This is a genomic window from Paraburkholderia phymatum, from assembly GCF_038900715.1.
Lineage (GTDB): Bacteria > Pseudomonadota > Gammaproteobacteria > Burkholderiales > Burkholderiaceae > Paraburkholderia > Paraburkholderia phymatum_A.
This window is the reverse complement of record NZ_JAYMRZ010000019.1, coordinates 130,661-151,873: the sequence shown is the minus strand read 5'-3', so window position 1 is coordinate 151,873 and position 21,213 is coordinate 130,661. Positions and strand designations below refer to the sequence as shown.

The 21,213-nt window shown below is 62.1% G+C and carries 16 protein-coding genes and 2 pseudogenes; 8 read left to right on the top strand and 10 right to left on the bottom strand.

The features are described 5' to 3' along the window. Positions 1–683: 683 nt before the first annotated feature. Genes VSR68_RS29835 through VSR68_RS29825 form a run of 3 tightly spaced genes read right to left on the bottom strand, consistent with a single transcriptional unit; the run spans position 684 to position 6,293 of the window. On the bottom strand, positions 684–3,749 hold the full coding sequence (locus VSR68_RS29835; RefSeq protein WP_342943280.1) for an efflux RND transporter permease subunit: 3,066 nt from the start codon (positions 3,747–3,749) through the stop codon (positions 684–686). Beyond that, entirely contained in the window at positions 3,746–4,870 is a 1,125-nt protein-coding gene (locus VSR68_RS29830; protein ID WP_342943279.1) for an efflux RND transporter periplasmic adaptor subunit, read from the bottom strand. Before VSR68_RS29830 ends, VSR68_RS29835 begins: the two co-directional genes overlap by 4 nt. Further along, on the bottom strand, positions 4,860–6,293 hold the full coding sequence (locus VSR68_RS29825) for a TolC family protein (RefSeq protein ID WP_342943278.1): 1,434 nt from the start codon (positions 6,291–6,293) through the stop codon (positions 4,860–4,862). The genes VSR68_RS29830 and VSR68_RS29825 overlap by 11 nt, the downstream gene beginning before the upstream one ends. A 142-nt stretch (positions 6,294–6,435) precedes the next feature. Here VSR68_RS29825 and VSR68_RS29820 point away from each other — a divergent pair, with 142 nt between their 5' ends. Together VSR68_RS29820 and VSR68_RS29815 are read left to right on the top strand one after the other, a co-directional pair. Next, positions 6,436–7,098, top strand: a complete 663-nt coding sequence (locus VSR68_RS29820) for a response regulator (RefSeq protein WP_342943277.1) — start codon at positions 6,436–6,438, stop codon at positions 7,096–7,098. Then, the gene (locus tag VSR68_RS29815; protein ID WP_342943276.1) at positions 7,095–8,432 is read left to right on the top strand and encodes an ATP-binding protein; all 1,338 of its coding nucleotides are present in this window, start codon (positions 7,095–7,097) and stop codon (positions 8,430–8,432) included. Before VSR68_RS29820 ends, VSR68_RS29815 begins: the two co-directional genes overlap by 4 nt. 423 nt (positions 8,433–8,855) lie before the next feature. Here VSR68_RS29815 and VSR68_RS29810 read toward each other — a convergent pair whose 3' ends face one another. Together VSR68_RS29810 and VSR68_RS29805 are read right to left on the bottom strand one after the other, a co-directional pair. Beyond that, positions 8,856–9,287: a hypothetical protein gene (locus VSR68_RS29810; RefSeq protein WP_342943275.1), complete on the bottom strand. Its 432-nt coding sequence runs from the start codon at positions 9,285–9,287 to the stop codon at positions 8,856–8,858. 70 nt (positions 9,288–9,357) lie between these two features. Further along, positions 9,358–10,098, bottom strand: a complete 741-nt coding sequence (locus VSR68_RS29805; protein WP_342943300.1) for a hypothetical protein — start codon at positions 10,096–10,098, stop codon at positions 9,358–9,360. 431 nt (positions 10,099–10,529) lie between these two features. On the opposite strand from VSR68_RS29805, the gene VSR68_RS29800 reads away from it, so the two are divergent. Together VSR68_RS29800 and VSR68_RS29795 are read left to right on the top strand one after the other, a co-directional pair. Continuing rightward, positions 10,530–10,790, top strand: a complete 261-nt coding sequence (locus tag VSR68_RS29800; protein WP_342943274.1) for a hypothetical protein — start codon at positions 10,530–10,532, stop codon at positions 10,788–10,790. A 92-nt stretch (positions 10,791–10,882) separates the two neighbouring features. Beyond that, positions 10,883–11,368 (top strand): hypothetical protein, encoded by a 486-nt coding sequence (locus VSR68_RS29795; protein WP_342943273.1) that lies wholly within the window; start codon positions 10,883–10,885, stop codon positions 11,366–11,368. Positions 11,369–11,556: 188 nt separating this feature from the next. Here VSR68_RS29795 and VSR68_RS29790 read toward each other — a convergent pair. Both VSR68_RS29790 and VSR68_RS29785 read right to left on the bottom strand, forming a co-directional pair. Then, positions 11,557–11,791: pseudogene (locus tag VSR68_RS29790) on the bottom strand (transposase); the annotation flags it as partial. 213 nt (positions 11,792–12,004) lie between these two features. Then, entirely contained in the window at positions 12,005–12,238 is a 234-nt protein-coding gene (locus tag VSR68_RS29785; protein WP_342943272.1) for a hypothetical protein, read from the bottom strand. Positions 12,239–12,510: 272 nt separating this feature from the next. On the opposite strand from VSR68_RS29785, the pseudogene VSR68_RS29780 reads away from it, so the two are divergent. Together VSR68_RS29780 and VSR68_RS29775 are read left to right on the top strand one after the other, a co-directional pair. After that, positions 12,511–13,230: pseudogene (locus VSR68_RS29780) on the top strand (IS6 family transposase). Positions 13,231–13,482: 252 nt separating this feature from the next. Beyond that, entirely contained in the window at positions 13,483–14,241 is a 759-nt protein-coding gene (locus VSR68_RS29775; RefSeq protein WP_342943271.1) for a glucose 1-dehydrogenase, read from the top strand. Positions 14,242–14,275: 34 nt separating this feature from the next. On the opposite strand, the gene VSR68_RS29770 is transcribed toward VSR68_RS29775, so the two are convergent. Then, complete coding sequence (locus VSR68_RS29770) at positions 14,276–15,163, bottom strand: LysR substrate-binding domain-containing protein (RefSeq protein ID WP_342943270.1); 888 nt, start codon at positions 15,161–15,163, stop codon at positions 14,276–14,278. Between the two features lie 285 nt (positions 15,164–15,448). Between VSR68_RS29770 and VSR68_RS29765 the strand changes: the two genes are divergently transcribed. Both VSR68_RS29765 and VSR68_RS29760 read left to right on the top strand, forming a co-directional pair. Continuing rightward, entirely contained in the window at positions 15,449–16,726 is a 1,278-nt protein-coding gene (locus VSR68_RS29765) for a ribulose-bisphosphate carboxylase large subunit family protein (RefSeq protein ID WP_342943269.1), read from the top strand. An 8-nt stretch (positions 16,727–16,734) separates the two neighbouring features. Further along, on the top strand, positions 16,735–18,153 hold the full coding sequence (locus VSR68_RS29760; RefSeq protein ID WP_342943268.1) for a four-carbon acid sugar kinase family protein: 1,419 nt from the start codon (positions 16,735–16,737) through the stop codon (positions 18,151–18,153). Between the two features lie 112 nt (positions 18,154–18,265). Here VSR68_RS29760 and VSR68_RS29755 read toward each other — a convergent pair whose 3' ends face one another. Both VSR68_RS29755 and VSR68_RS29750 read right to left on the bottom strand, forming a co-directional pair. Continuing rightward, on the bottom strand, positions 18,266–20,167 hold the full coding sequence (locus tag VSR68_RS29755; protein ID WP_342943267.1) for a TRAP transporter large permease subunit: 1,902 nt from the start codon (positions 20,165–20,167) through the stop codon (positions 18,266–18,268). Then, positions 20,164–21,195: a TRAP transporter substrate-binding protein gene (locus VSR68_RS29750; protein WP_342943266.1), complete on the bottom strand. Its 1,032-nt coding sequence runs from the start codon at positions 21,193–21,195 to the stop codon at positions 20,164–20,166. The genes VSR68_RS29755 and VSR68_RS29750 overlap by 4 nt, the downstream gene beginning before the upstream one ends. Positions 21,196–21,213: the final 18 nt, after the last annotated feature.

The following is a 21,213-nucleotide window of genomic DNA, read 5'->3' as shown; positions in this document are numbered from 1 at the left end:
TACCGGGATTGGAAGCTGGACATCGAGGCGGTTGCCGCTGCGGGGATGTACACGGCCAAGGACACGATCTCGCGAACGTGTACGGATGCGGACCACGGCCCGGTCGCGCAGCTCCGGCAACAACGGACCGGAACCGTCACTGCAGTGCAGACGTCCAGCTAACCGGGCATCTGGGAGACCTTATACCGATGGATCATGCGGTCACCCTCTTTCTCCCCGGCCGCTCTGCCGGCCCTCGTCACGACGGCGGGTGAACGCGCCAGACTGCGCTTTGCCGAGTTCTTAGCGTCGCAACCCGCACACGCGCCGCGCGACGGCGGTTTCCGCATGGTGCCGCCCGATGCGACTGCGCTGGTTCCATGGCTGGCACCGTGAAGGTCCGCTCCAAAGGGGTGACCTTGATCTACGTGCGATTTTCCGGTTAGGGTGATCTAGACTAGACGCTGCCCTGCGAACCGCCCCCAATAGATATTGGTTGTAAATCAAAGGGCTGCTGTCTGGGTGCTTGGCCGGTAGAGAGCGACCGGGGGGGAAAGAGGGGGCAGCACGATCCACATCGGTATAAGATCCAAACTCTTGCCCAGCACGCTTTGCGGGCTGACTTCGGCAAAAAAGCCGTGCAGACATGAAGGCCAGGAAAGGCGAACATCCAGCCCTCATGGTCTGCGTCGAAAAGCCACCCATCAGCCCGTCCCGCTCCCCGGAACGCGCTTTTTCATCAGCAACTGGAGCAGCACGGGCAGCAGCAGAAGCACGAGCGGCAACTGCACGATGAGCCCGGAGATGATCGCAATGGCGAGCGGCTGCTGCATCGCCGAGCCCTGGCCCAGTGCAAACGCGAGCGGCAGCAGCGCGAGAATTGCCGCGATGGTCGTCATCGCGATGGGACGCAGACGGTTGCGGCCCGCTTCGACGAGCGCGCGCTCGAATGGCAGGCCTTCGTCGAGCACAAGTCCCTGCAGTTCCGACACGTAAAAGATGGCGACCTCGGTCACGATACCGATGATCATCGTCATGCCCATCATCGCGGAGATGTTGAGTTCGATGCCCGTCATCCATAATCCGATGAAGACCGCGCCCGCAGCGAGCAGCGGCATCGCCATCACCGCGAGCGCAACGCGAAAGCGCTCGTAGAGAAAGAGCAGCAGGCCGAACACGAGCGCGACGGCCGCGCCGAACACCGTGACGAGCCCCTTGAACGCGATCTGCTGCTGCTGGTACAGACCACCAAGCTCATAGTAGACGCTCGACGGCAGCAGTTGCGGTTCACCGAGCGCCTTTTGCACATCGGCGACCGTCGAACCCAGATCGCGCCCGTCAATGCGTGCCGTCACGGCCACCATGCGCTTCAGGTTGTCGCGGCTGATCTCCGGCTGACCTGTGACCTTGACCATATCCGCGACGCGGCCAACGGGAAACAGATGACCGTCCGGCGCGCGCACGAGCAGCTGGCCGAGTTGGGTATCGGTGAGGCTCAGGGCGTTCGCCACACGCACGCGAACGCCGACCGTCTTCGGCCCGCTCTGGAACTGTGTGGCGACGCTGCCTTCCAGCATGTCGGAGATGGTCTGTGCGACCGATTGCACGTCCATCCCTTCGGCCGCTGCCGCATCGGGGCGAATCCGCATTTCGAGCGCATCGCCGGCGGGATTGATACCGTCGTTCACATCGACGACGCCCGGAATCTTGCCAATGCGCGCCGCGACCTTGCGGGCCGTCGTGTCGAGCGTGTTCTGGTCGTCGGAATAGATCTTGATCTGCACGGGTTGCGGCACCGCTGTCAGATCGCCGATCAGATCCTCCATCAGTTGGGCGAGCTCGACGCTCACGCCCGGCACCTGAGTCTCGATCTGCGAACGGATTTCTTCCATCACCGTTTCGATCGGCTCGCGACTGCCGGACTTCAGCCGCACGAAGAAATCACCACGATTCGGTTCGTTCAGGTCGCCACCCAGACCCGCGCCTGTACGGCGCGAGTACGTCGAGACATTCGGATTGGACTGCACGATCGTCTCGATCTGCTGCATCAGGCGGTCCGTTTCGGTGATCGACGTGCCGGGCGCCGTGTGATAGTCGAGCACGAAGCCGCCTTCGTCCATCGTCGGCATGAAGCCGCTGCCGACCTGCGTAAACGCGAACGCGGCGACAGCGATGAGCGGCACGAGACCAGTCAGCACGAGCCAAGGCTTCGACGTCACATGCTCGATCAGATACGCGTAGCGCCTGTTCATCCACGATGCAAGGCGCGTTTCCTCGTGTTCTTCCGCGTCCTTCGCCTTGAGCCAGTGATCACACAGAATCGGTACGGCGAGCCACGTCACGATGAACGAGATGAGCAGCGCGCTTGCCATCGTCACGGACAGCGCCTTGAAAAACGCGCCTGTCACGCCGGAAAGAAACGCAAGCGGCACGAAGATGATCAGCGTCGCGGCCGACGAGCCCGCAAGCGGGCGCGTGAATTCGAGCGCTGCCGACATCACGCGGCCATGGAACGCCTGCGCGCCCGCTTCGCGCATGCGTCGCACGATGTGCTCGATCATCACGATCGCATCGTCGATGACGAGACCGACGGCGGCCGCCATGCCGCCGAGCGTCATGATGTTGAAGCCCATGCCGAACACGTCGAGCAACAGGATTGTGGCAGCCATGACGACGGGCACGAGCGCGACGGCAATGGCCGTGATCTTCCAGTTGCGCAGAAACACGAACAGCGTGAGCGCGGCCAGCACAACGCCGATCATGATCGCGTCGCGCACGCTCGACGCCGACGCGACCACCAGCTCGCTCTGGTCGTACCAGTTTGCGAGGTGCACACCGGTTGGCATCTTGTGCTGGAAGTCCGCAAGTCTCGCGTGAATCGCGCGCGCCATCGCGACGCTGTTCGCCCCCGGCTGCTGATAGATGTTGATGAGCACGGCATCCTTGCCGTCGGCTGTCACGCGCATCCATTGCGGCACGACGCCCTGCTGCACCGTGGCGATATCGCCGAGCCGAATCTGCGTCGGCCCATTCGACGACACGACAACGTGCCTCAGTTCATCGATATGCGTGATCGTCGTGTTCGCGATTACCAGATACAGCTTGTAGTGATCCTCGATGCGGCCCGTGGCCATCAGCACGTTGCTCGTGCCGATCGCTTTCGATACGTCCGCGAGCGAGAGCTTGTATGCGGCAAGACGCGCCGGGTCGATCGCCACTTCGAACTCGTCCTGGGCGCCACCCATCACGTCGACACGCGCCACGCCTTCCACCGACGACAGCAACGGGCGCAACTGGAATTGCGCGAGATCGCGCAGTGCCGACTGCGACTGTTGCTGCGAAGTCAGGCTGTAGGCCAGTACAGGAAACACGGTCGGGTCCATGCGGCGCACCTGCATCGACGTGCCTTGCGGCAGCGTCGCGAGGATCTCGCTGATGGCCGACTGCGCCTGCAGCGTCGCCTGTGCCATGTCCGTGCCCCAGTCGAAATTGATCGAGATCTCGGCGGCGCCGCGGCTCGTTTTCGATTCGACGTCACGCACGTTCGGCACGCGGCGCAGCGCTTCCTCGACGGGCATCGTGACGAGCGTCGTCATCTGTTCGGCGGGACGGTCGCCGGCATCGAGCGATACGACGGCGCGCGGAAACGCGACGTTCGGAAACAGCGAAATCGGCATGCGGAACGCGGTGAGCGCACCGGCTATCGCAAGCAACGCGACGACGAACAGCAGCGAACGACGATGCCTTTGCATCCACTGGCTGAAGTTCATCGCGTCGTTCCCTTCCTTGCGTTCGGCCCGATGCCCGGCTCATTCGTCCCATCGATATGCACAGCTGCGCCATCCTGCAGTTCATAGTTGCCGACAACAACGAGCGGACGTGCCGCGTCGATTACGCCATCGACGCCATAACGGTCACCGTCCTCGACGACTTTTTTGACGTTCACGCGATGCGCCTTGTTGTCGCTGCCCGTCTGATACACATAGTCGCCATGCGCGTCGCTCAATACGGCGCTGCGTGGCACGATCCAGTGCGTGCCCGATTGCGTCGCGATGTCGGCCTTCACGCGCGTGCCCGGAATGAAAGCGCTTTGCCCGAACGGTACGCTCGCGCCGATATTGACGAGCTGGCTTTGCGCATCGATGGACGCACCGACCATCGCAACACGTCCCGCGACGCGCGCCGTCTGAAGCGCCGTCGAGAGGCCGCTGACGATGATGGCGTCGCCAGGATGGATCGATGCGGCATCGGCGGGTTCAACGCCGAGCGTCACGTTCGGCCGTGAACTATCGCCGCGCGAGTCCGCCGACAGCTGCAGGATCGGCGCGCCCGCCTGCACCTGATCGCCCTGCGCGACGGTCACCTGCGTGACGACCCCGTCATGCGGCGCGACGATGGTCGTGTGCCCGGCGCCGATGCCGAGTTGCTGTTGCGCGTCGAGCGCCTGTTTTGCATCGAGCGCGGCCTTGCGCGCGCTGGCCAGCTGCGATTGCGTCGCGAGTGACTTGTCATAGAGCGATTGCGTGCGTGCGAGTTCGTCCTGCGCGAGCCGCGCCGCGCTCTTCGCCTGGGTTGCCGCGACCACGGCTGCGGGATCGGCCTGCACGACAAACAGCGGTGCGCCGCGCTTGACGGCCTGACCGGCCTGCACGCGCATCTGGTCGATGCGCGCGACGTACGGCAGATCGACGGTCGTCACGCTCGACGATGAACTCGCGACCACGCCGTATGCATGAACAGGCTGGGCAATCGTCCCGCGCGTGGGCGTGACCGTCTGCACGGTGGTGACGGGCGCTTCATCCGCATAGGATGAAGCACAACACACTGAGAGGACTGCCGAGATGCCGGCAGCGACGAGGCCGGAATAAAGCCATGTGCGGTTATTTCGCATCGGATTCGGTGAAGGTTCTGTCTGAGGAGTAAGCATCGGGGATCGCGCTGCCGAGCAACGCCTGCAAGCCGACGCGCTGTTCGGCAAGCGACTCGCGCAGCGTCGCCACGTCAATGCGTTTTGTGATGGACGCGCTTTGCGCATCGACATATGCGCCGAGCGCGAGGTTGTGTTCCGCGTAGGCCGCGGTGGCGTGCGTTGCCGCAGCGTCGACATCGGGCAGCGCCGATTCGGTTGCTTGCAACTGGCGCGTGAGGATCGCGGTGTCCGCGCGCATTTGGGCGACGTCCGCGTAGGCCGTGTTGAGCCGGTCCTGATACTCGTCGCGCAGACGTTGACGCGTTGCTCGCTCGATCGCAACGTTGCCCTGGTTGCGATTGAAGACCGGCAGGCTCAGGTTGATCTGGAAACCGCTCGTGTAGATGTTGGACGTGTCGCGTGCGCGTACGAAGCCCACGGAGAGGCTCGGAAACTGGCTGAGAATCGCCGCGCGATACTTCTGCTCCTGCGCTTCGTAGCCCGCCCGGAGCGCGAGCAGATCCGGTCTGCGTTCGGGCAGCGCGGAGAGGGCGGCGTCGAGGGTGTCGTCAGCGAGCGGCACGTCGTGATCGTCGCCCGTCAGTTGCAACTGCACGTCCTGTGCGAGACCGAGCAACGCATTCAGATCGTGATGCGTCTGCTGGGCGGCACGTTGCGCATCGGTGTACTGGCGGTTCGCGTCCGTGTATGACGTGAGCGCAGCTGTCAGCGTGTCTGCGGTCAGATTGCCGGCGCGCTGCGCTTCGGCCATCCGTTCATAGCGCATGCGCGAAAGGTCGCGCTGCTGCTGCAACAGCGGCAACGTCTGCTGCTGGAAGCGCGACTTGATGAAGATCTGCCTGGCCTGTGCAACGGTCTGCCACTCCTGCCAGAGCAGCCCGAGATCCGTCTTCGCAACAGTCGCATCAGCGGACTGCCTGTTCGCGCTGCGCGTGACGATCGCCATCACGTCCATGCTCAAGCCGTAGTTGAACGCGCGCGTCGCGCCGTATGCGCCCGGATAGTCGCTTGAAATGCTCAGTTGCGGATCGGGCAGCAGACCTGCGGAATAGGCCTGTGCACAGGCGATATGCAGATCGTCGCGCGCGAGCTTCAATGCGGGATTGTTCGCGATGGCGAGCATGGCGACTTCTTCGATATCGAGTCCATCGGAAGGATCGAAGCGATGCGCGGCCAGTTCAGGCAACGGCATACGCGACGGGTCGATCTGGATGCGCTCGAGCTGTGTGGCAGACGTACTGGTCGTATAGGGCGAAAGCGGTTCGCGGTGATACCAGGTGCATCCTGACAAGGTCAGGACATAGGCGCCCGCGATGACCGCAAACGGCATGCGTCGTGAACCGAAGCGCGTGCGGACAAAACGGGCGGCAGAGTGGAAGGACAAGGCATACTCCTGAGCGGGGCCGCTCGGATGAAGATTGCGTCGAGTAACGGGCGGATTGTCGGCAGCACGCGCTTAAGAGACCCTTAAGGGCGCGTTAAGCAAAAGGCGCCGACAATGAAGGCTATTCAGGAGAACTGGCGCCATGCGCTTGCTGCTGGTGGAAGATGACGAGATGATTGGCGAGCCTGTCGCGGGCACGATGCGGCGCGCGGGCTATGCGATTGATTGGGCGCGCGATGGACGCGAGGCCGAACTGACGCTGGACCACGATGTCTACGACCTGGTTCTGCTCGACCTCGGCTTGCCGGAAGCGGATGGCATCAATGTACTCAACCGTTATCGCCGGCGAAGCGGCAATGCGCCTGTGATCATTCTCACGGCGCGCGATGCCGTTGAAAGCCGCATCGGCGGACTCGATGCGGGCGCGGACGACTACCTCGTCAAGCCTTTCGATCTCGACGAACTCGCTGCGCGTGTGCGTGCCTTGCTTCGTCGGCGCACGGGGCAGACCAGTCCCGTCTATTCGCATGGCGATCTGACATTGAATCCCGCCACACATGAAGCGACGTTGAAAGGCGAACCGCTTGCTCTCGTGCCGCGCGAATTCAGCCTGCTGCAGGCGTTGATCGAAGGACCGACGCGCGTGTATACGCGCTCGGAACTCGAGGAGAAGCTGTATGGCTGGGGCGAGGAAGTTGGCAGCAATACGATCGAAGTGCACGTGCATAGCCTGCGTCGCAAGATCGGGGCAGAGCAGATCGTGACGGTGCGCGGCGTGGGCTATCGCCTGAAGAGGTGCGAATGACGTCGATCCGGCGCTGGCTGCTCGGCTGGCTGATCGCTGGCCTGGCTGTGGCAGCGTCGATCGCGGGTTTTGGCATCTTTCATACGGCACGTGAAGAGGCGAGCGAACTGTTCGACTACGAATTGCGTACGGTGGCGCTTTCTGTGCCCGCGAATATCAGCCGCGTCGATACGCTCACGCGGCGCACGCCGGATTTCGAAGGTCTGTCCGACGATCGCATTCTTATCGAGATCTGGGATCAGGCTGGCAGGGGCGTTTATAAATCGCTGGGCGGTATCGATCTTGCGCGCTTTCCCGAAGGCATTCGCACGATTGAACGCGATGAATATCACTGGCGCGTGTTGGGTGTTCAGGAGGGCGATCGTTTCGTACAGGTCGCTCAGCCCGTGTCCGTGCGCGAAGATCTGGCCTTGCGGCTGGCATTGCGTACGCTGTGGCCACTCGGTCTGTTCTTTCCCGCGATCATTCTGATCGTGCTCTGGGTGGTCGGCCGGGGACTCGCGCCGCTTGGCAGCATTTCCCGCGCATTGTCGACACGCTCACTGGATTCGCTTGAACCGCTGCGGCTCGATGGCCGCATGCCCGTCGAAATGAAACCGCTCGTCGAGGCACTCAATGATCTGCTGCATCGGTTGAACATTGCTTCCGAAATGCAACGCACGTTTGTCGCGGATGCCGCGCATGAATTGCGCTCGCCGCTGGCCGCGCTGAAGCTGCAATTGCAGGCCGCCGAGCGCGATGGTTCACTGGTCGGCAGCAAGCCGGCGTTCGCGCGCATCGAAGGGCGTCTGAACCGGTTAATCCACCTCGTACACCAGTTGCTGACGCTGGCACGTGAAGATGCGCCACGCAGCGCGAAATTCGAAGCCGTGAGTCTGCGCAGATTGTGCGAGCGTGGGGTGGGTGACTTCTCATTGCTCGCCGAGGCAAAGCAGATCGACCTGGGGCTTGAATGCAACGGCTCATCGACGAAAGCCGACGATGCCTACATGGTGCGCGCCGAGTCGCAGGGACTCGAAGTGCTGCTCAATAATCTGATCGACAATGCGATCCGTTACACCCCCCAGGGCGGGAAGGTGGATGTGATCCTGACGCGTAGCGGTAGTGAGGTCAGCATGAGCGTATCGGATAGCGGCCCCGGCATTCCGGCGGCGGACCGCGAGCGCGTTTTTGACCGGTTCTATCGCAGCACGGGCCACAAGGAACATGGCAGCGGCCTGGGTCTCGCCATCGCGCTGAAAATCGCTCAGCGTCATCACGCGACACTCTCCTTCGACAGCAACGACGACCGTCCAGGTCTGCGCGTCACGCTTTCCGGGTTGCGGACCAGGTAACTGTGGCCATCCTGTCACCATGCGAGCTGTTTCAGCGGCCACCCACGTGCGGCGTTCTTCGTCAGAAGGAGCGATGGATGCCGTTCACCGGCATCTATGCTTCACCACTCCCATCGATACAGTATGCGGCATCCTGATGCATTCGAGTCTGGCTGTCACGACGCAGGGCATCGCATTGGGACTCGCAGCAACCAGGTTCGCGTGCCGATTGAGGAGAAGGTGCAAAGTCTACGGCAATCGACAGCACTGTTTGGGCAGCCGCAGCGTTGTTTTCATGGCGGAGATCGCGAAAACGATATTTGCTAACTTTCTGTCATGGCCCATGAGCTGGAGACCAATTCCCTGGTGCGAACCGGGCCTTTGATGAAAACGCGCTCGCATCCCGCGACGAAAGCGCGTTTCACCTTTCGTATTGAAGCCTGCTCAACCTTTCCCACTCATCTGATCCATCATCGCGATCAGATCGGCGAGCGCTACCTTGCACCTGGCCTGTTCGGGCGACTTCTCGCGCAGCGCTTCGAGCGCGTTGTCGATGGCCTTGTCGAGCTTGTGCCAGTCGGCGGCGGCGCGCGGTTTGAGCGAAGGCTCAGCATCATCCCACGATGTTTCGAGATCCTTGATCCGCTTTTTCGCGCCGGCCAGATCATTCGCGTCGACGAGCTTCGACGTGTCGGTCGCGATGGTTCGAAACTTCGACAGATCGCCGAGCTTCGATGGTGCAGTAGCGGCATGTGCCACCGAGATCGGCGACAGCGCAGCGAGACGTTGCGACATTGAAGCAATATGCGAGCCTTCGATCGTACAGGTTGCGAAAGCGGCAACTGCGAGTACAGGAACTACCATGCGCCGGTTCATAACCGATCCTCCGTATGAAGATGCAATAGCTTCGCCAGATCTGGCGGCGTGAACTGAAACCCGATGTGTGCTACGTGGCCTGACCCTGGCGCGTTCTGGCCGAAGCGTGAATGCCCACGAGCACGACGATGACGGCGAGGAATACCGCGCTGGTCATGACGGTGCCCATGCCGAGCCCGCCATAATCTCTCGACTGAGACAGCAGATCGCCAAGCGACGCGCCGAAGGGCCGCGTCAGAATGTAGGCGAACCAGAAGATCAGTACATGGTTCGCGCCGAGATGCGCCGCGCAGCCCATAAGCAGGAGCAGGATGCCGAACACAACGACGCCGAGGCTAAAGCCGAGGCCGATCGCTTCTGTCGCGAGATCGCCGGCTGCCGTACCCAATGCAAACGTGACAAGAATCGCGGTCCAGTAGAACAGCTCGCGCTTGCTTGTCACGATCGCGTTAATGGAGAGCGTTCGTTCCTTCCGATACCAGATAGCGAAGACGCCGCAGAGCAGAATGGCAAACACCGCGGTACTGAAGTACAGACTGACACCGAGACCGTCGGTCAGTACGTCGGTCAATTGCGTGCCCACGACGCTCACGAGCACCACAGTGAGCCAGTAGATCCATGGCACATATGCGCGTTTGCGCAATTGCGTGACCAGCGAAGCCGCAAGCAGCGACAACGTGATGGCAATCGTGGTGGTGGTGCCGAGCCCGACATGGACGGCAAGATAGTCGGCACCTGTTTCACCGACCGTCGTGGACAGGATCTTGATCGTCCAGAATGCGGCCGTAACTTCAGGCACCTTGTTTTGCATTGGTGTGACGTGCGCGTCAGACATTCTCCCCACTCCTTTGTTCAAAGGCGTTGATTTACCGCGTTCGGCTTCATTGAGTCCAATATGAAGTCCGTTCTGTTGCGCCATACTATGACGGCGCGAACCTTATCGAATGCTTACGTTGAGTGTGCGTTTGATGCGTGGTCTGATTGACGTAGCGCGAAAGTCGTTGTTCGCCGATGCATGGTCCCCGACGTCCCGGCTATGGGCGGGCAATAAACATTCGATGTGTGTAAGGTGGTGTGAGCGTAATCCGCAACGCGAATGGTCGGGTATTCAGACGAGAGCCCGTCAAACATTAAGGTTGCCTTAACCGGATGGGGATTTCTGAAAAATATAGTTCTCAAGTGATCCGGTCAGTTTGCCGATAGACCTGCTGCCGAAATACGGCGTAACTTTTGGAGAGAACCATGTCAATCCAGGCAGTCGGCCAGAACTCGACCCAGTCTGTCACCACACCTCCGTCACAATCTGCAGGGGGTACACCATCAACCAGTAAGACGACGTCGACGTCTTCCCCTGCCTCGTATACCGTCAGTATCAGCGGCGCGGCGCGTGCGGCGTTGCTTGAAGCCACCGAGACGTCGGTTCAAACCGCGCAGGAAGCGAATCGCGGTGACCTTCAGGCAAAGCGGCTTCTGGCAAAGGAACAGGCGTCAAAAGCGCTCTAGTCTGCGCCTGATCCGGACTGCGTCACAGCGCCATATTCGTTCGTAGTACCAGCGGAAGCGCTCGGGAAAGGTCCAGAGACTTCCGCAGCACCTTGACCCTGACCGGCCTCGTCCCATTGTTCGGCACGATGGCGCATTCTTCGTTTAGGCGCATGACGACGAACTGGATGCGTTCGAGACATTGCCCGTGCCAGACGTTGATCGCCAGCGCCTGTGCAAAGTTGTCGAATGGCGAAAGCTATCTCTCGCCACGCGAACAGGCTTACTACGATCGCCTGCTACAGGATTTGCCTGATGTTCAGGATGACACTGCCGCGCAGAAGAAGATCGGGGGTGCATGCAGGGCGGCAGAGCAATCGGTTGATGCGGAAATTATCGAGCAACTTCTGCTTTGGCACGGCGGTCCCCGTAGCAATGCCCGAGTCATTCACGCTGTGGACAACGGCAACAGGCTCGTGCAGGAAGCCGGCGCGACAATGAGCGAAGCGCCGGAAAGCGTCGGCCGTGTGATGCTTTGGCGCGGTCTCCAAGTAGAACGGGCCCGCGGAAGGGAAAGACCGGGCCGTGGAATGTGGTGACCGCCGAGGTGTCGTTCGCGGTCGTCGCTGGAAGCGTGCGCTTCCACGCCATCTTCGTCGGACTTCGGTGTCGTCTCGCTTTCGTGTGTCGTCGCTGATGCCATCAACGAGTACGTCGATACGCAGTTCGCCGGCAACGACGCGGTCCATATCGGCAAGAATCATGGACACGATCGAATGTGTCGCTACTTGTCGCGGTCGTAATCTCGAACACCATAGACGCGTTCAGGGCGGCTCAGAGGTCGCCCACGCATTTCGCCCACCGGCACGATGGCCTCAATCAGCGAAGCGAGTTGCGTCACCTCGTTAAGATTTGCGCCAGTCAGGATTGCCGCGATTGGCGTTCCGTGGGCGTCGTGTGGCGAGGTGGTGCCTGGATCCGGGTCGCGCTCGATCAGTGGGGTTTGGGCCAGTTTTTCGCCCGCCCGACCCGGTCGCCTCGGTGCAATGAGTTGACTGCATTGGGCTGCTTGCACTATGGGAAATAAGCCTGACAGAGATGGTGGTTCCAGGCGCCGGTGATAGCCGCGTTAGCTTCCGCAGGCGGCTATCTCGTGCTCTGAAGGCCGCGTAATGGAGACTTCCTGATCCATCCGCTGCCATCGCAATTCGAGAGCACCTCGTCCTCGGTAAGCACTATTTAGCGACTGGCGTCTCTACCAATGTTCCGATCAGGCGCAGCAGTTCGGTATGTTCCGGCCCTTTGCCATCTCGAACGAGGAAGTCACCAACTGAAATGTCGGACGGGCGGCCACCTGAGGAAAGGTTCGGCTCATGGCGGACAAACACCAGGCCAGAGTCGTAGTCGTGGACGAGCGACCAACGGTCTCCGTTCGCACTCCTGTAAAGCTCTCGCGCCTTCTGAGTCATGGACTCCTCCTAATTCGCGGCTGAACATTCTGAACATACAACAGCAGCGCGCCGGCTGCACTGCGTGACGCACGGCGGCCCGGACGTACCGATTCTTCATTCATCTCGCTCACTGGTGCTCAATGCAGCGAATTGAGGCAGGAATGGCAGGGAGTTCGCGGTTTTGACGGCGCGCCGATTCACCGACACTCTCCGGCGGCTGCGGTCGACGGTTGTGGTGCAATTCGGATGTGCTGGTCTGTTACGCTCGGTTTTTTGACGAGCACGAGCCAATGCGTAAGCTGAAAGACATTGACGGATTGTTTAACGGGCGCCACTTCGATCGCGAAGTTATTGTCCTTTGTGTCCGCTGGTACCTGCGTTACAAGCTCAGCTTTCGAGACCTCGCTGAAATGATGGCCGAGCGCGGTCTGTCGATGGCGCACACGACGATCATGCGCTGGGTCCAGCGCTTCACGCCGGAGTTCGTCAAACGATGGAATCGCCGGGCCTTGAAAGCCGGTCAGTCGTGGCGAGTCGACGAGACCTATGTGAAGATCCGTGGCAAATGAGTCTATCTTTACCGCGCAGTTGACCGGGCGGGAAAAACGGTCGATTTTCGACTCAGCGCCAGGCGGGATGTGGCTGCGGCCAAGGCGTTCTTCGCGAAGGCGATCAGAAGTCAGGGCCGCGCTCCCGCAACGATCACGCTGGACGGCTACGCGGCGTCCCACCGCGCGGTGCGCGAAATGAGGGCCGATGAGATCTTGCCCAAAGACACGACGTTGCGATCCTCCAAATACTTGAACAATCTGATCGAGCAAGATCATCGCAACATCAAGTCCAGGGTCAACGCGATGCTCGGCTTCAAATGCTTCAGAAACGCGGCCGTCACGATCTCGGGCATCGAGTTGATGCATTGCATTCGCAAAGCTCAATTCGATCTCACGAACCTACGCCTCAAAGATACCAGTGCGCCCGCTATTTGGAAGACAGTCCTTTCCGCTCGATGAGGTGGCGGCGAATACGCCGTTTCTCGCTCGCCATTGAAATTTGCACCAGAGCCCGAAATAGCCGCTCGACGTGAATCCACGCCAACGGCTTATATCGGCTGGTGCCGATAGTGAGTTTTTCTCCGCGTCTCAGGAAAACATTTCGTTTGATGATGGCCCTGCACGCGCCATATATTTTCGCGGGAGCCCGCAGATAGCGCGCACACGATCCACCGCGACGGACGGCCGTCGCCTCATCAGAAGGCAGAAAGAATGACGAATGAGACACCTGTCGCGATCGTCACCGGCGCCGCGAGCGGCATCGGTGAGGCGAGCGCCGTGCTGCTTGCCGACCGTGGCCATCGCGTCGCAATAGCCGACCTGCGCGAACAACCCGCGGCGGCCGCCGCCGAAAAGATTCGCGCGCGCGGCGGCGACGCCATCGCCGTCAAGGTCGATGTCGCCGACGAAGCGAGCGTCAAGGCGATGATGGAAACCGTGATCGGCCGTTGGGGCCGTCTCGATGTGCTCGTGAACAGCGCGGGCCTCGAAAGCGCCAAGCCCTTCCTCAACATCACGCTGGAAGAATTTCATCGCGTGATCGAGGTGAACACGACGGGCACCTGGCTATGCTGCCAACACGCCATCGCTCGCATGCTCGAACAGAAGCGCGGCGCGATCGTCAATCTGAGTTCGATTGCCGGGCAGAAAGGCGGAGGCATGCTCGGCACCGCTGCCTACGCCACGTCGAAAGGCGCGGTCATTGCGATGACGAAGTCGCTCGCGAAAGAGTTTGCAAAATCTGGCATCCGCGTGAATGCAGTTGCGCCCGCTTTTACGCTCACCGACTTCGTGCGCCGGCAACTCGACACCAAGCCGCCCGGCTTCATCGACACGATCTATGCCGCGACGCCGATGGGCCGTGGCGCGCAACCGGAAGAAATCGCCGCGGTGATCGCGTTTCTGGCTTCACCGGAAGCATCGTTCGTGACGGGGCACGTCTACAACGCCGACGGCGGCACCGCGATCTGAACTCGCGGCGCGCGGGTCACGCCGCGCGCATCAGCTAGAGCGCTTTGCCTTCGGCTTGTGAAAACTCGTCCTTCAGCCACTCGACAAGCGCGATGGTCTGCGGTCGCGCTTCGAGATGCGGTGCGACCCACAGCACGAGCTTGCGCGGTCCGGGCACGAAGCCGAACGGTGCGACGAGCGCGCCGGAGTCCAGCTCGTCGCGCACCATCATGCGCGGCACGGCGGCCACGCCGAGTCCGCATTTCGCGGCTTGAATCAGCAGGTAGAAGTGCTCGAACGACTCGGCGATGGGCGGACGGCGCGCCGCCGTATGCTCCGCCGCCACGTACCAGTCGTCCCACGCGGCAGGACGCGTATTGGTCGCCAGCAGCCGCGTGCGTTCCAGATCGCCTACGTGGGTAATGCGCGTCGCGCGCATATATTCGGGCGCGCAAACGGGGCCGACCCATTCGTCGACGAGCGGATGCGGCTCGATCTCTCTTGGTGCTCTGATCGTGTTCAGCCGGATCGCGACGCTGATGTTGTCGCGCATGAAATCGACCTCGTCATAGCCCATGTTGAAGCTGACTTCGAGCGCTGGATGCTTGCGATGCAGCTTCGTGAGCCGCGGCAGCAGCCAGTACATCATGATCGACGCGGAGCACGACAACGTGAGCGGACCGGGCCTCACCTGCTCGACGCTCGCCTGGATCAGGTTGAACGCGCGCGACAACCCGTCGGCGAGCCGCGCGCCTTCGGGTGTCGGCTCCGTCGAATGCGCGTTGCGCAACAGCAGCAGCACCCCGAGGTTGTCTTCAAGCGAGCGAATGTGACGGCTGATCGCGCCGTGCGTGACGGAAAGCTCTTGCGCAGCGTCTCCGAAGCTGCGCAAACGCGCGGTGGCTTCGAACGCGCGCAATGCATTGAGTGAAGGACGGGGCACGCGCAGATTTCCTCGCTAGAGAGCGCTCTCGCGTTCACACGCAAGCGCCAGCGTTAAACGGCAGAGAACCGGATAGAGGATCGCGACGATGCAACGCTATTGTGAGTTTTTCGCATCGCCTGCTGAAATCATATCGTTTGGAGCTTTAGACGGTCAATCTTATAGTCCGTGAATCGGGGGCATGCGGCCTTCACGCGCGCCCGCGCCGCATATCGCGCTCGGAGACGCGCGGCGCGCTTATTCGCTCTTCCCCCCTTCGCGCACAGCAAAACAACGAGCCACAACATGCCCAACTCTTCTCACTCACGCGCGGAATTCACGGCACGCTATTTCGTCGAAAGTTCGGTTCCCATCGCGAAGGCCGCCGAGGTCATCGCGGGCGAGCAGTCGAGCGGCACTTTCCTCGCATTGCCAGGCGAAACAGACGCGCTCAAGGAGCGCGCGCGGGCTCGCGTGCTCAAGGTCGAATCGTTGCCGCCCGCGCTCGACGCATCGCTGCACAGCGCATTCGTCGAGCGCAGGGAGCCGGCAGAGATCTTCTATCGCGGCGAGATCGAGATCGCGTTTCCCGTCGACAACGTCGGCGCAAATTTGCAGCAACTTCTCGCCACCGTCGCTGGCAATCTGTTCGAACTCGGCGAAATAACAGGCCTGCGCCTGCTCGACATCCAGTTGCCGGAGCATCACGCAAAGCGCTTTCCTGGGCCGCGCTTCGGGATCGAAGGAACACGGCGTGTCGCGAGGGTTCATGGGCGCCCGCTGATCGGCACGATCATCAAGCCAAGCATCGGATTGCTGCCCGATCAGACCGCGCAGATCGTCGACGACCTGTGCGCCGCCGATATCGACTTCATCAAGGATGACGAGTTGCTCGCCGATCCCGCTTACGCGAGCTTCGATGCGCGGCTCGCCGCCGTCATGCCCGTGCTTCACCGGCACGCGGACCGGATAGGCCGCATGCCGATGTACGCAATCAATATTTCGGGGACCATCGACGAAATGCTGCGCCGTCACGATCAGGTGCTCGATGCAGGCGGCAATTGCGTGATGATGAGCGTGAACTGGGTGGGATTTTCCGGCGTCGAGCATCTTCGCCGGCACACGCAATTGCCCATCCACGGACATCGCAACGGCTGGGGCGCGCTGACGCGCTGCCCTCAGCTCGGCTTCTCGTTTGCCGCATTCCAGAAGCTGTGGCGTCTCGCCGGCGTCGACCATCTGCACGTGAACGGCATTCGCAGCAAGTTCTGGGAACCGGACGCGTCCGTACTCGATTCGGCGCGCGCGTGCCTCGCGCCTTTCGCCGGTGTCCAACCGCTGATGCCGGTGTTCTCGTCGGGACAATGGGCGTCGCAGGCATCCGATATGTTCGCCGCGTTGCGCACCGTCGACCTGATGCATCTGGCGGGCGGCGGTATCATCGGCCATCCGCAAGGCATCGCGGCGGGCGTCGCGAGCATGCGCGAAGCGTGGGAAGCGGCCGTCGAAGGCATCGATCTCGATACGTATTCACGCACGCGTCCCGCACTGCGCGCCGCCCTCTCCCACTTCAACGCGATCTGATCGAGACGATGAGCGACGCTCCGCTGAACGTGCAACCTTCTCTTCGGCTCGCCTTTTACGGCGACGACTTCACGGGTTCGACCGATGCTCTGGAAGTACTCGCCTTTGCAGGCCTGCGCTGCGCCCTCTTCCTGAAGCCACCGACGCGTGCGCAACTGGCGAGCCTCGACGGCCACGACGGCTTCGACGCGATTGGCGTGGCGGGCGACAGCCGCGCGATGACACCCGCGGAAATGGACGCGGCGCTGCCCCCGATCTTCACGGCGCTGCGCGAACTGCACGCGCCGATTCTCCACTACAAGGTCTGCTCGACGTTCGACAGCTCCGCGACCATCGGCAGCATTGGCCGTGTGATGGAAATCGCACGGGCGTATGTCACGCGACATACCATTCCGATCGTCGCCGGCACGCCCGCGTTGCAGCGGTTCTGCGTGTTCGGCAATCTGTTCGCACGCTCGGGCACCGACGGCCGCATCTACAGGATCGACCGCCATCCGATCATGAGCGTGCATCCCGTCACGCCGATGGACGAAGGCGATCTGTTGCGGCATCTCGCGCGCCAGACTGATCTGCCGATAGCCGGTTTCTTTCTACCGGGCTTCGAAGGCGATCGGAGCGCCATCGACGCGGCGTGGCAACACGCGTTGGCCGTCGAGCCCGCCGGCCTGCTGCTCGACACGTCGACACACGCGCATCTGACAGAAGTCGGGCGTCTGCTGGAACGCGACGCGCAACGTTACGCGCCTGTGTTCGCGGTCGGTTCTTCCGGGCTCGAATATGCGTTGACGCAATGGTGGACCGAGAGCGGACAGTTGCCCTCTGTTCGTCCTTCGTATGACCGCATCGAACCCGTCTCGCAGATTCTCGTGCTGTCGGGCAGCGCGTCGCCGCTGTCCGCTGCGCAGATCGACGCGGCGATTGCAGCGGGCTTCGTCGACATCGCAATCGACGCACGCGCATTGCTCGACGAGCGCGACTGGAAGCAGACCTTTGTGCAGATCGTCGCGCGCACTGTCGCGGCGCTTCGAGAAGGGCGCAGCGTCGTGATGCACACCGCGCGCGGGCCGCAAGATCCGCGTATCGCTGCGATGCTCGACGCGCTCGTAGCGGACGGCATGAGCCACGACGAAGCGCGGCATCGCGGCGGGCGTCTGCTGGGTCAGCGGCTGGGAGCCATCGCTCAGGCCATGCTCGAAGCGGTGCCGTTGCGGCGACTGGTTCTTTCCGGCGGCGATACGTCGAGCCAGGTCACACAGGTGCTCGGCCCTGACGCACTCGAAATCGACGCGCGACTGACGCCGGGTGTGCCGCTCTGTCGCGTGATTTCGAACAAGCCGCATCTGAAGCAGTTGCAGGTCGCACTCAAGGGCGGACAGATGGGCGACGCGAATCTGTTCGTAACCGCGCGCGACGGCAACACGCGCTAGTCGTCAGCAGGCGAGCAGCGAACAAGAGAAAGGGCGGTGACTTTTCGTCACCGCCCTTTTCCTTTTTGCATGGCTCGCCAGCGCTTATGGATTGCGCGGCAAGCGCACGACATCATGGCGCTTTCAGGAACCCGGTCGAGATCCACGGCACGGCGGCGATCACGACAATGCCGATGAACAACGCGATCATGTAGCCAACGATCGGACGAATGCCTTCGTCGGGATGAATCTTGCTGACCGCACATGCACCGTAATAGCCGACGCCGAACGGCGGCGAGAACAGCCCAAGTCCCATCGACAGGATCACGACCATCGCATACTGCACTTCGTGGATGCCCACTTCGCGCGCAATCGGAAACAGCAGCGGCCCGAACAGCACGATCGCGGGGATGCCTTCCAGCACGCTGCCAAGCAGCACGAACATCACGACCGACACCGCCATGAAAGCGGCGGCGCCGCCCGGCAGGTGTTCCATGAATGCGGCAAGGCTGTGCGAGAAGCCGGACTGCGTGAGCGCCCACGCCATCGCCGTCGCGGTCCCGATGATGATCAGGATCGCGCCCGACAGTGCAGCCGTCTCGACGAGCATCGGACCGATGCGCTTCCAGTCGAACTGCCGGTAGATCAAAAGACCGGCGAGCAGCGCGTAGACGATGCCGACCGTCGATACTTCCGTGGCCGTTGCAACGCCCTCGACCACCGCAAAGCGGATCACGACGGGCAGCGCAAGCGCCGGCACGGCGATCAGCAGCGCCTTGCCGATCTCCGACAGCGGAGCGCGCGTCGCCGACACGGGCTGAGCGCGGCGCGAACGCCACCAGACCAGCGCGCACAGCGCCAATGCGAGCACGAACCCCGGCAGCAGACCGCCCGTGAAGAGCGCCGAAATGGACACGCCCGTCACCGAGCCGATCGTGATCAGCACGATGCTGGGCGGCACGGTCTCGGTTTGCGCACCCGTCGCCGACAGCAGCGCGACCAGTTCGCCCGGATGCTCGCCGCGCTTCTTCATCTCCGGGAACAGGATCGGCGCGACGGCGGCCATATCCGCCGCCTTCGAACCCGAGATGCCCGAGATCAGATACATCGCGCCGACTAGCACGTACGACAGGCCGCCACGCACATGCCCGAGCAGCGACGCAAGAAAGCCGATCATCGCGCGCGCCATGCCCGTCATTTCGATCAGCAAGCCAAGGAAGATGAACATCGGCACCGCGAGCAGTAGCAGTTGCGACATGCCCTCGTCCATCCGGCTCACCACGATTTCCGGCGGCATCGACGTCGACAGCGACAGGTACGAGAACACCGCGAGCCCGAACGAGAACGCGATCGGCATGCCGCTCAGCACGGTGAAGCCAACGACGCCGACGAAAAAGATCAGCAGGTTCAGATTGCCGAACGACTGAAGTAGCGGACCAGCCGTGTCCAGCCCCATCACGACGGCCGCCGACACCACCACGCCGATCAGTGCAGGCTTCCAGCCGATCGCCAGCAGCTTCACCACGCACATCAGCAGCATGCAGCCGACGCCATAGACGATCGCGGCGACCCGCAGCCCGTCGTTGAATTCGAGCGCGGGCGTCACGATCATCCATTGCTGCTGGATATACGAATACGCGGGCGCCGCGATCAGGCCAAGAAAGAGCAGACTCGCGACGAGTGCAACCGTATCCCAGATTGCGCCCCACTCGCGGCCCGCACGGTTGACGATGGCCGTCATCCGCATATGCGCGCCGCGATGCAGCGCCGTTGCCGCGCCCGTCATCGCGAGCCACAGGAACAGGATCGACGCCAGTTCGTCGCCCCACACCAATGGCCGGTGAAGCACGTAGCGCGCGCACACGCCGCTGAAGAGCAGCACGATTTCCGCGAGCACGAGCAGCGCCGCCGGGACCGCGACGATCAGCCCGAGCACGCGGTCGACGCGCGCGAGCCGGTCCGGCGTCGACGGCAACGCAAGCGCGCCTCCGTCGTGCGGCGGCTGCGAGAAGTCTTCGACGATGTGCGTTCTCATGCTAGCTTCCCGGTGACTTTCTCGAGCAGCGCCCACTCCTCTTCGCCGAAGAACTGCTTCTGCTCGGCGTAAAAACCCGATTTGCGCAGCACGTCGCGGAACGCCGTCATATCCGGCGAATTGATCACGAGCCCCTTGCCTTCCAGCGTCTTCTGCAGCGACGAATTCAGTTGCGCCACATCCTTGCGCTGCTGCAACGCGTACGAGTTGAGATTCTTCGATACGATGTCGCGGATGTTCGCGGGCAGCTTGTCCCACGCAGCGCGATTGCCGAGGAACCAGAAGCCGTCCCACATGTGGCTCGTCATCGAGCAGTACTTCTGCACTTCGTACAGCTTGGCCGTATCGACGACGGCAAGCGCATTTTCCTGACCTTCGACGACCTTCGTCTGCAACGCGGAATACACCTCGTTGAAGCTGATCGAAGTGGGCGCGGCGGACAGCCCGCGAAAGAGCGAAATCCACAGACGGCCAGGCGGCACGCGAATCTTCATCCCTTGCAGGTCGGTGGGCGTGCTGATCGGCTTCGTGCTGCTCGTGATCTGACGGAAGCCGTTGTCCCAGACCTTGTCCTGCACGACGAGACCCGCTTTCGTGATCAGGCCGCGCAGATGCGCGCCCAGTTCGCCGTCGAGCGCCGCGAATACCTGGTCGTAATCCTTGAACGCGAAGCCGACACCGGAGATGGCCGTCTTCGGCACGAGAGCGGAGAGCGCATTTGCGCCCGAGAGCGTAAAGAACTCCAGCGCCCCTGCACGGAGTTGCGCGAACATGTCCGGATCGCCGCCGAGCTGATTGTTCGGAAACACGCGGATTTCCATGCGTCCGTCGGTTTCCTTTTTGATCGCGTTCGCGGCTTCCTGAATCCGCACATTGAGCGGGTGCGATGCGGGCAGATCGGTGCCGACCTTGTACGTGAACTCTGCTGCCTGCGCGCGGCGAATCCAGGGCGCGCCGAGCATGCCCGATGCGGCAACCGCCACTGAACCTGCGCTCGTGACGAGAAAGTTGCGACGATTCATAGCCATCTGTTGTCTCCTTTTATG

Excerpts from the sequence above, each read along its gene's own strand:
- VSR68_RS29765 (WP_342943269.1), top strand. The coding sequence starts at position 15,449 with ATGCCCAACTCTTCTCACTCACGCGCGGAATTCACGGCACGCTATTTC.
- VSR68_RS29750 (WP_342943266.1), bottom strand. The coding sequence starts at position 21,195 with ATGGCTATGAATCGTCGCAACTTTCTCGTCACGAGCGCAGGTTCAGTG.
- VSR68_RS29760 (WP_342943268.1), top strand. The coding sequence starts at position 16,735 with ATGAGCGACGCTCCGCTGAACGTGCAACCTTCTCTTCGGCTCGCCTTT.
- VSR68_RS29755 (WP_342943267.1), bottom strand. The coding sequence starts at position 20,167 with ATGAGAACGCACATCGTCGAAGACTTCTCGCAGCCGCCGCACGACGGA.
- VSR68_RS29775 (WP_342943271.1), top strand. The coding sequence starts at position 13,483 with ATGACGAATGAGACACCTGTCGCGATCGTCACCGGCGCCGCGAGCGGC.
- VSR68_RS29835 (WP_342943280.1), bottom strand. The coding sequence starts at position 3,749 with ATGAACTTCAGCCAGTGGATGCAAAGGCATCGTCGTTCGCTGCTGTTC.
- VSR68_RS29785 (WP_342943272.1), bottom strand. The coding sequence starts at position 12,238 with ATGACTCAGAAGGCGCGAGAGCTTTACAGGAGTGCGAACGGAGACCGT.
- VSR68_RS29810 (WP_342943275.1), bottom strand. The coding sequence starts at position 9,287 with ATGAACCGGCGCATGGTAGTTCCTGTACTCGCAGTTGCCGCTTTCGCA.
- VSR68_RS29820 (WP_342943277.1), top strand. The coding sequence starts at position 6,436 with ATGCGCTTGCTGCTGGTGGAAGATGACGAGATGATTGGCGAGCCTGTC.
- VSR68_RS29805 (WP_342943300.1), bottom strand. The coding sequence starts at position 10,098 with ATGCAAAACAAGGTGCCTGAAGTTACGGCCGCATTCTGGACGATCAAG.
- VSR68_RS29800 (WP_342943274.1), top strand. The coding sequence starts at position 10,530 with ATGTCAATCCAGGCAGTCGGCCAGAACTCGACCCAGTCTGTCACCACA.
- VSR68_RS29830 (WP_342943279.1), bottom strand. The coding sequence starts at position 4,870 with ATGCGAAATAACCGCACATGGCTTTATTCCGGCCTCGTCGCTGCCGGC.
- VSR68_RS29815 (WP_342943276.1), top strand. The coding sequence starts at position 7,095 with ATGACGTCGATCCGGCGCTGGCTGCTCGGCTGGCTGATCGCTGGCCTG.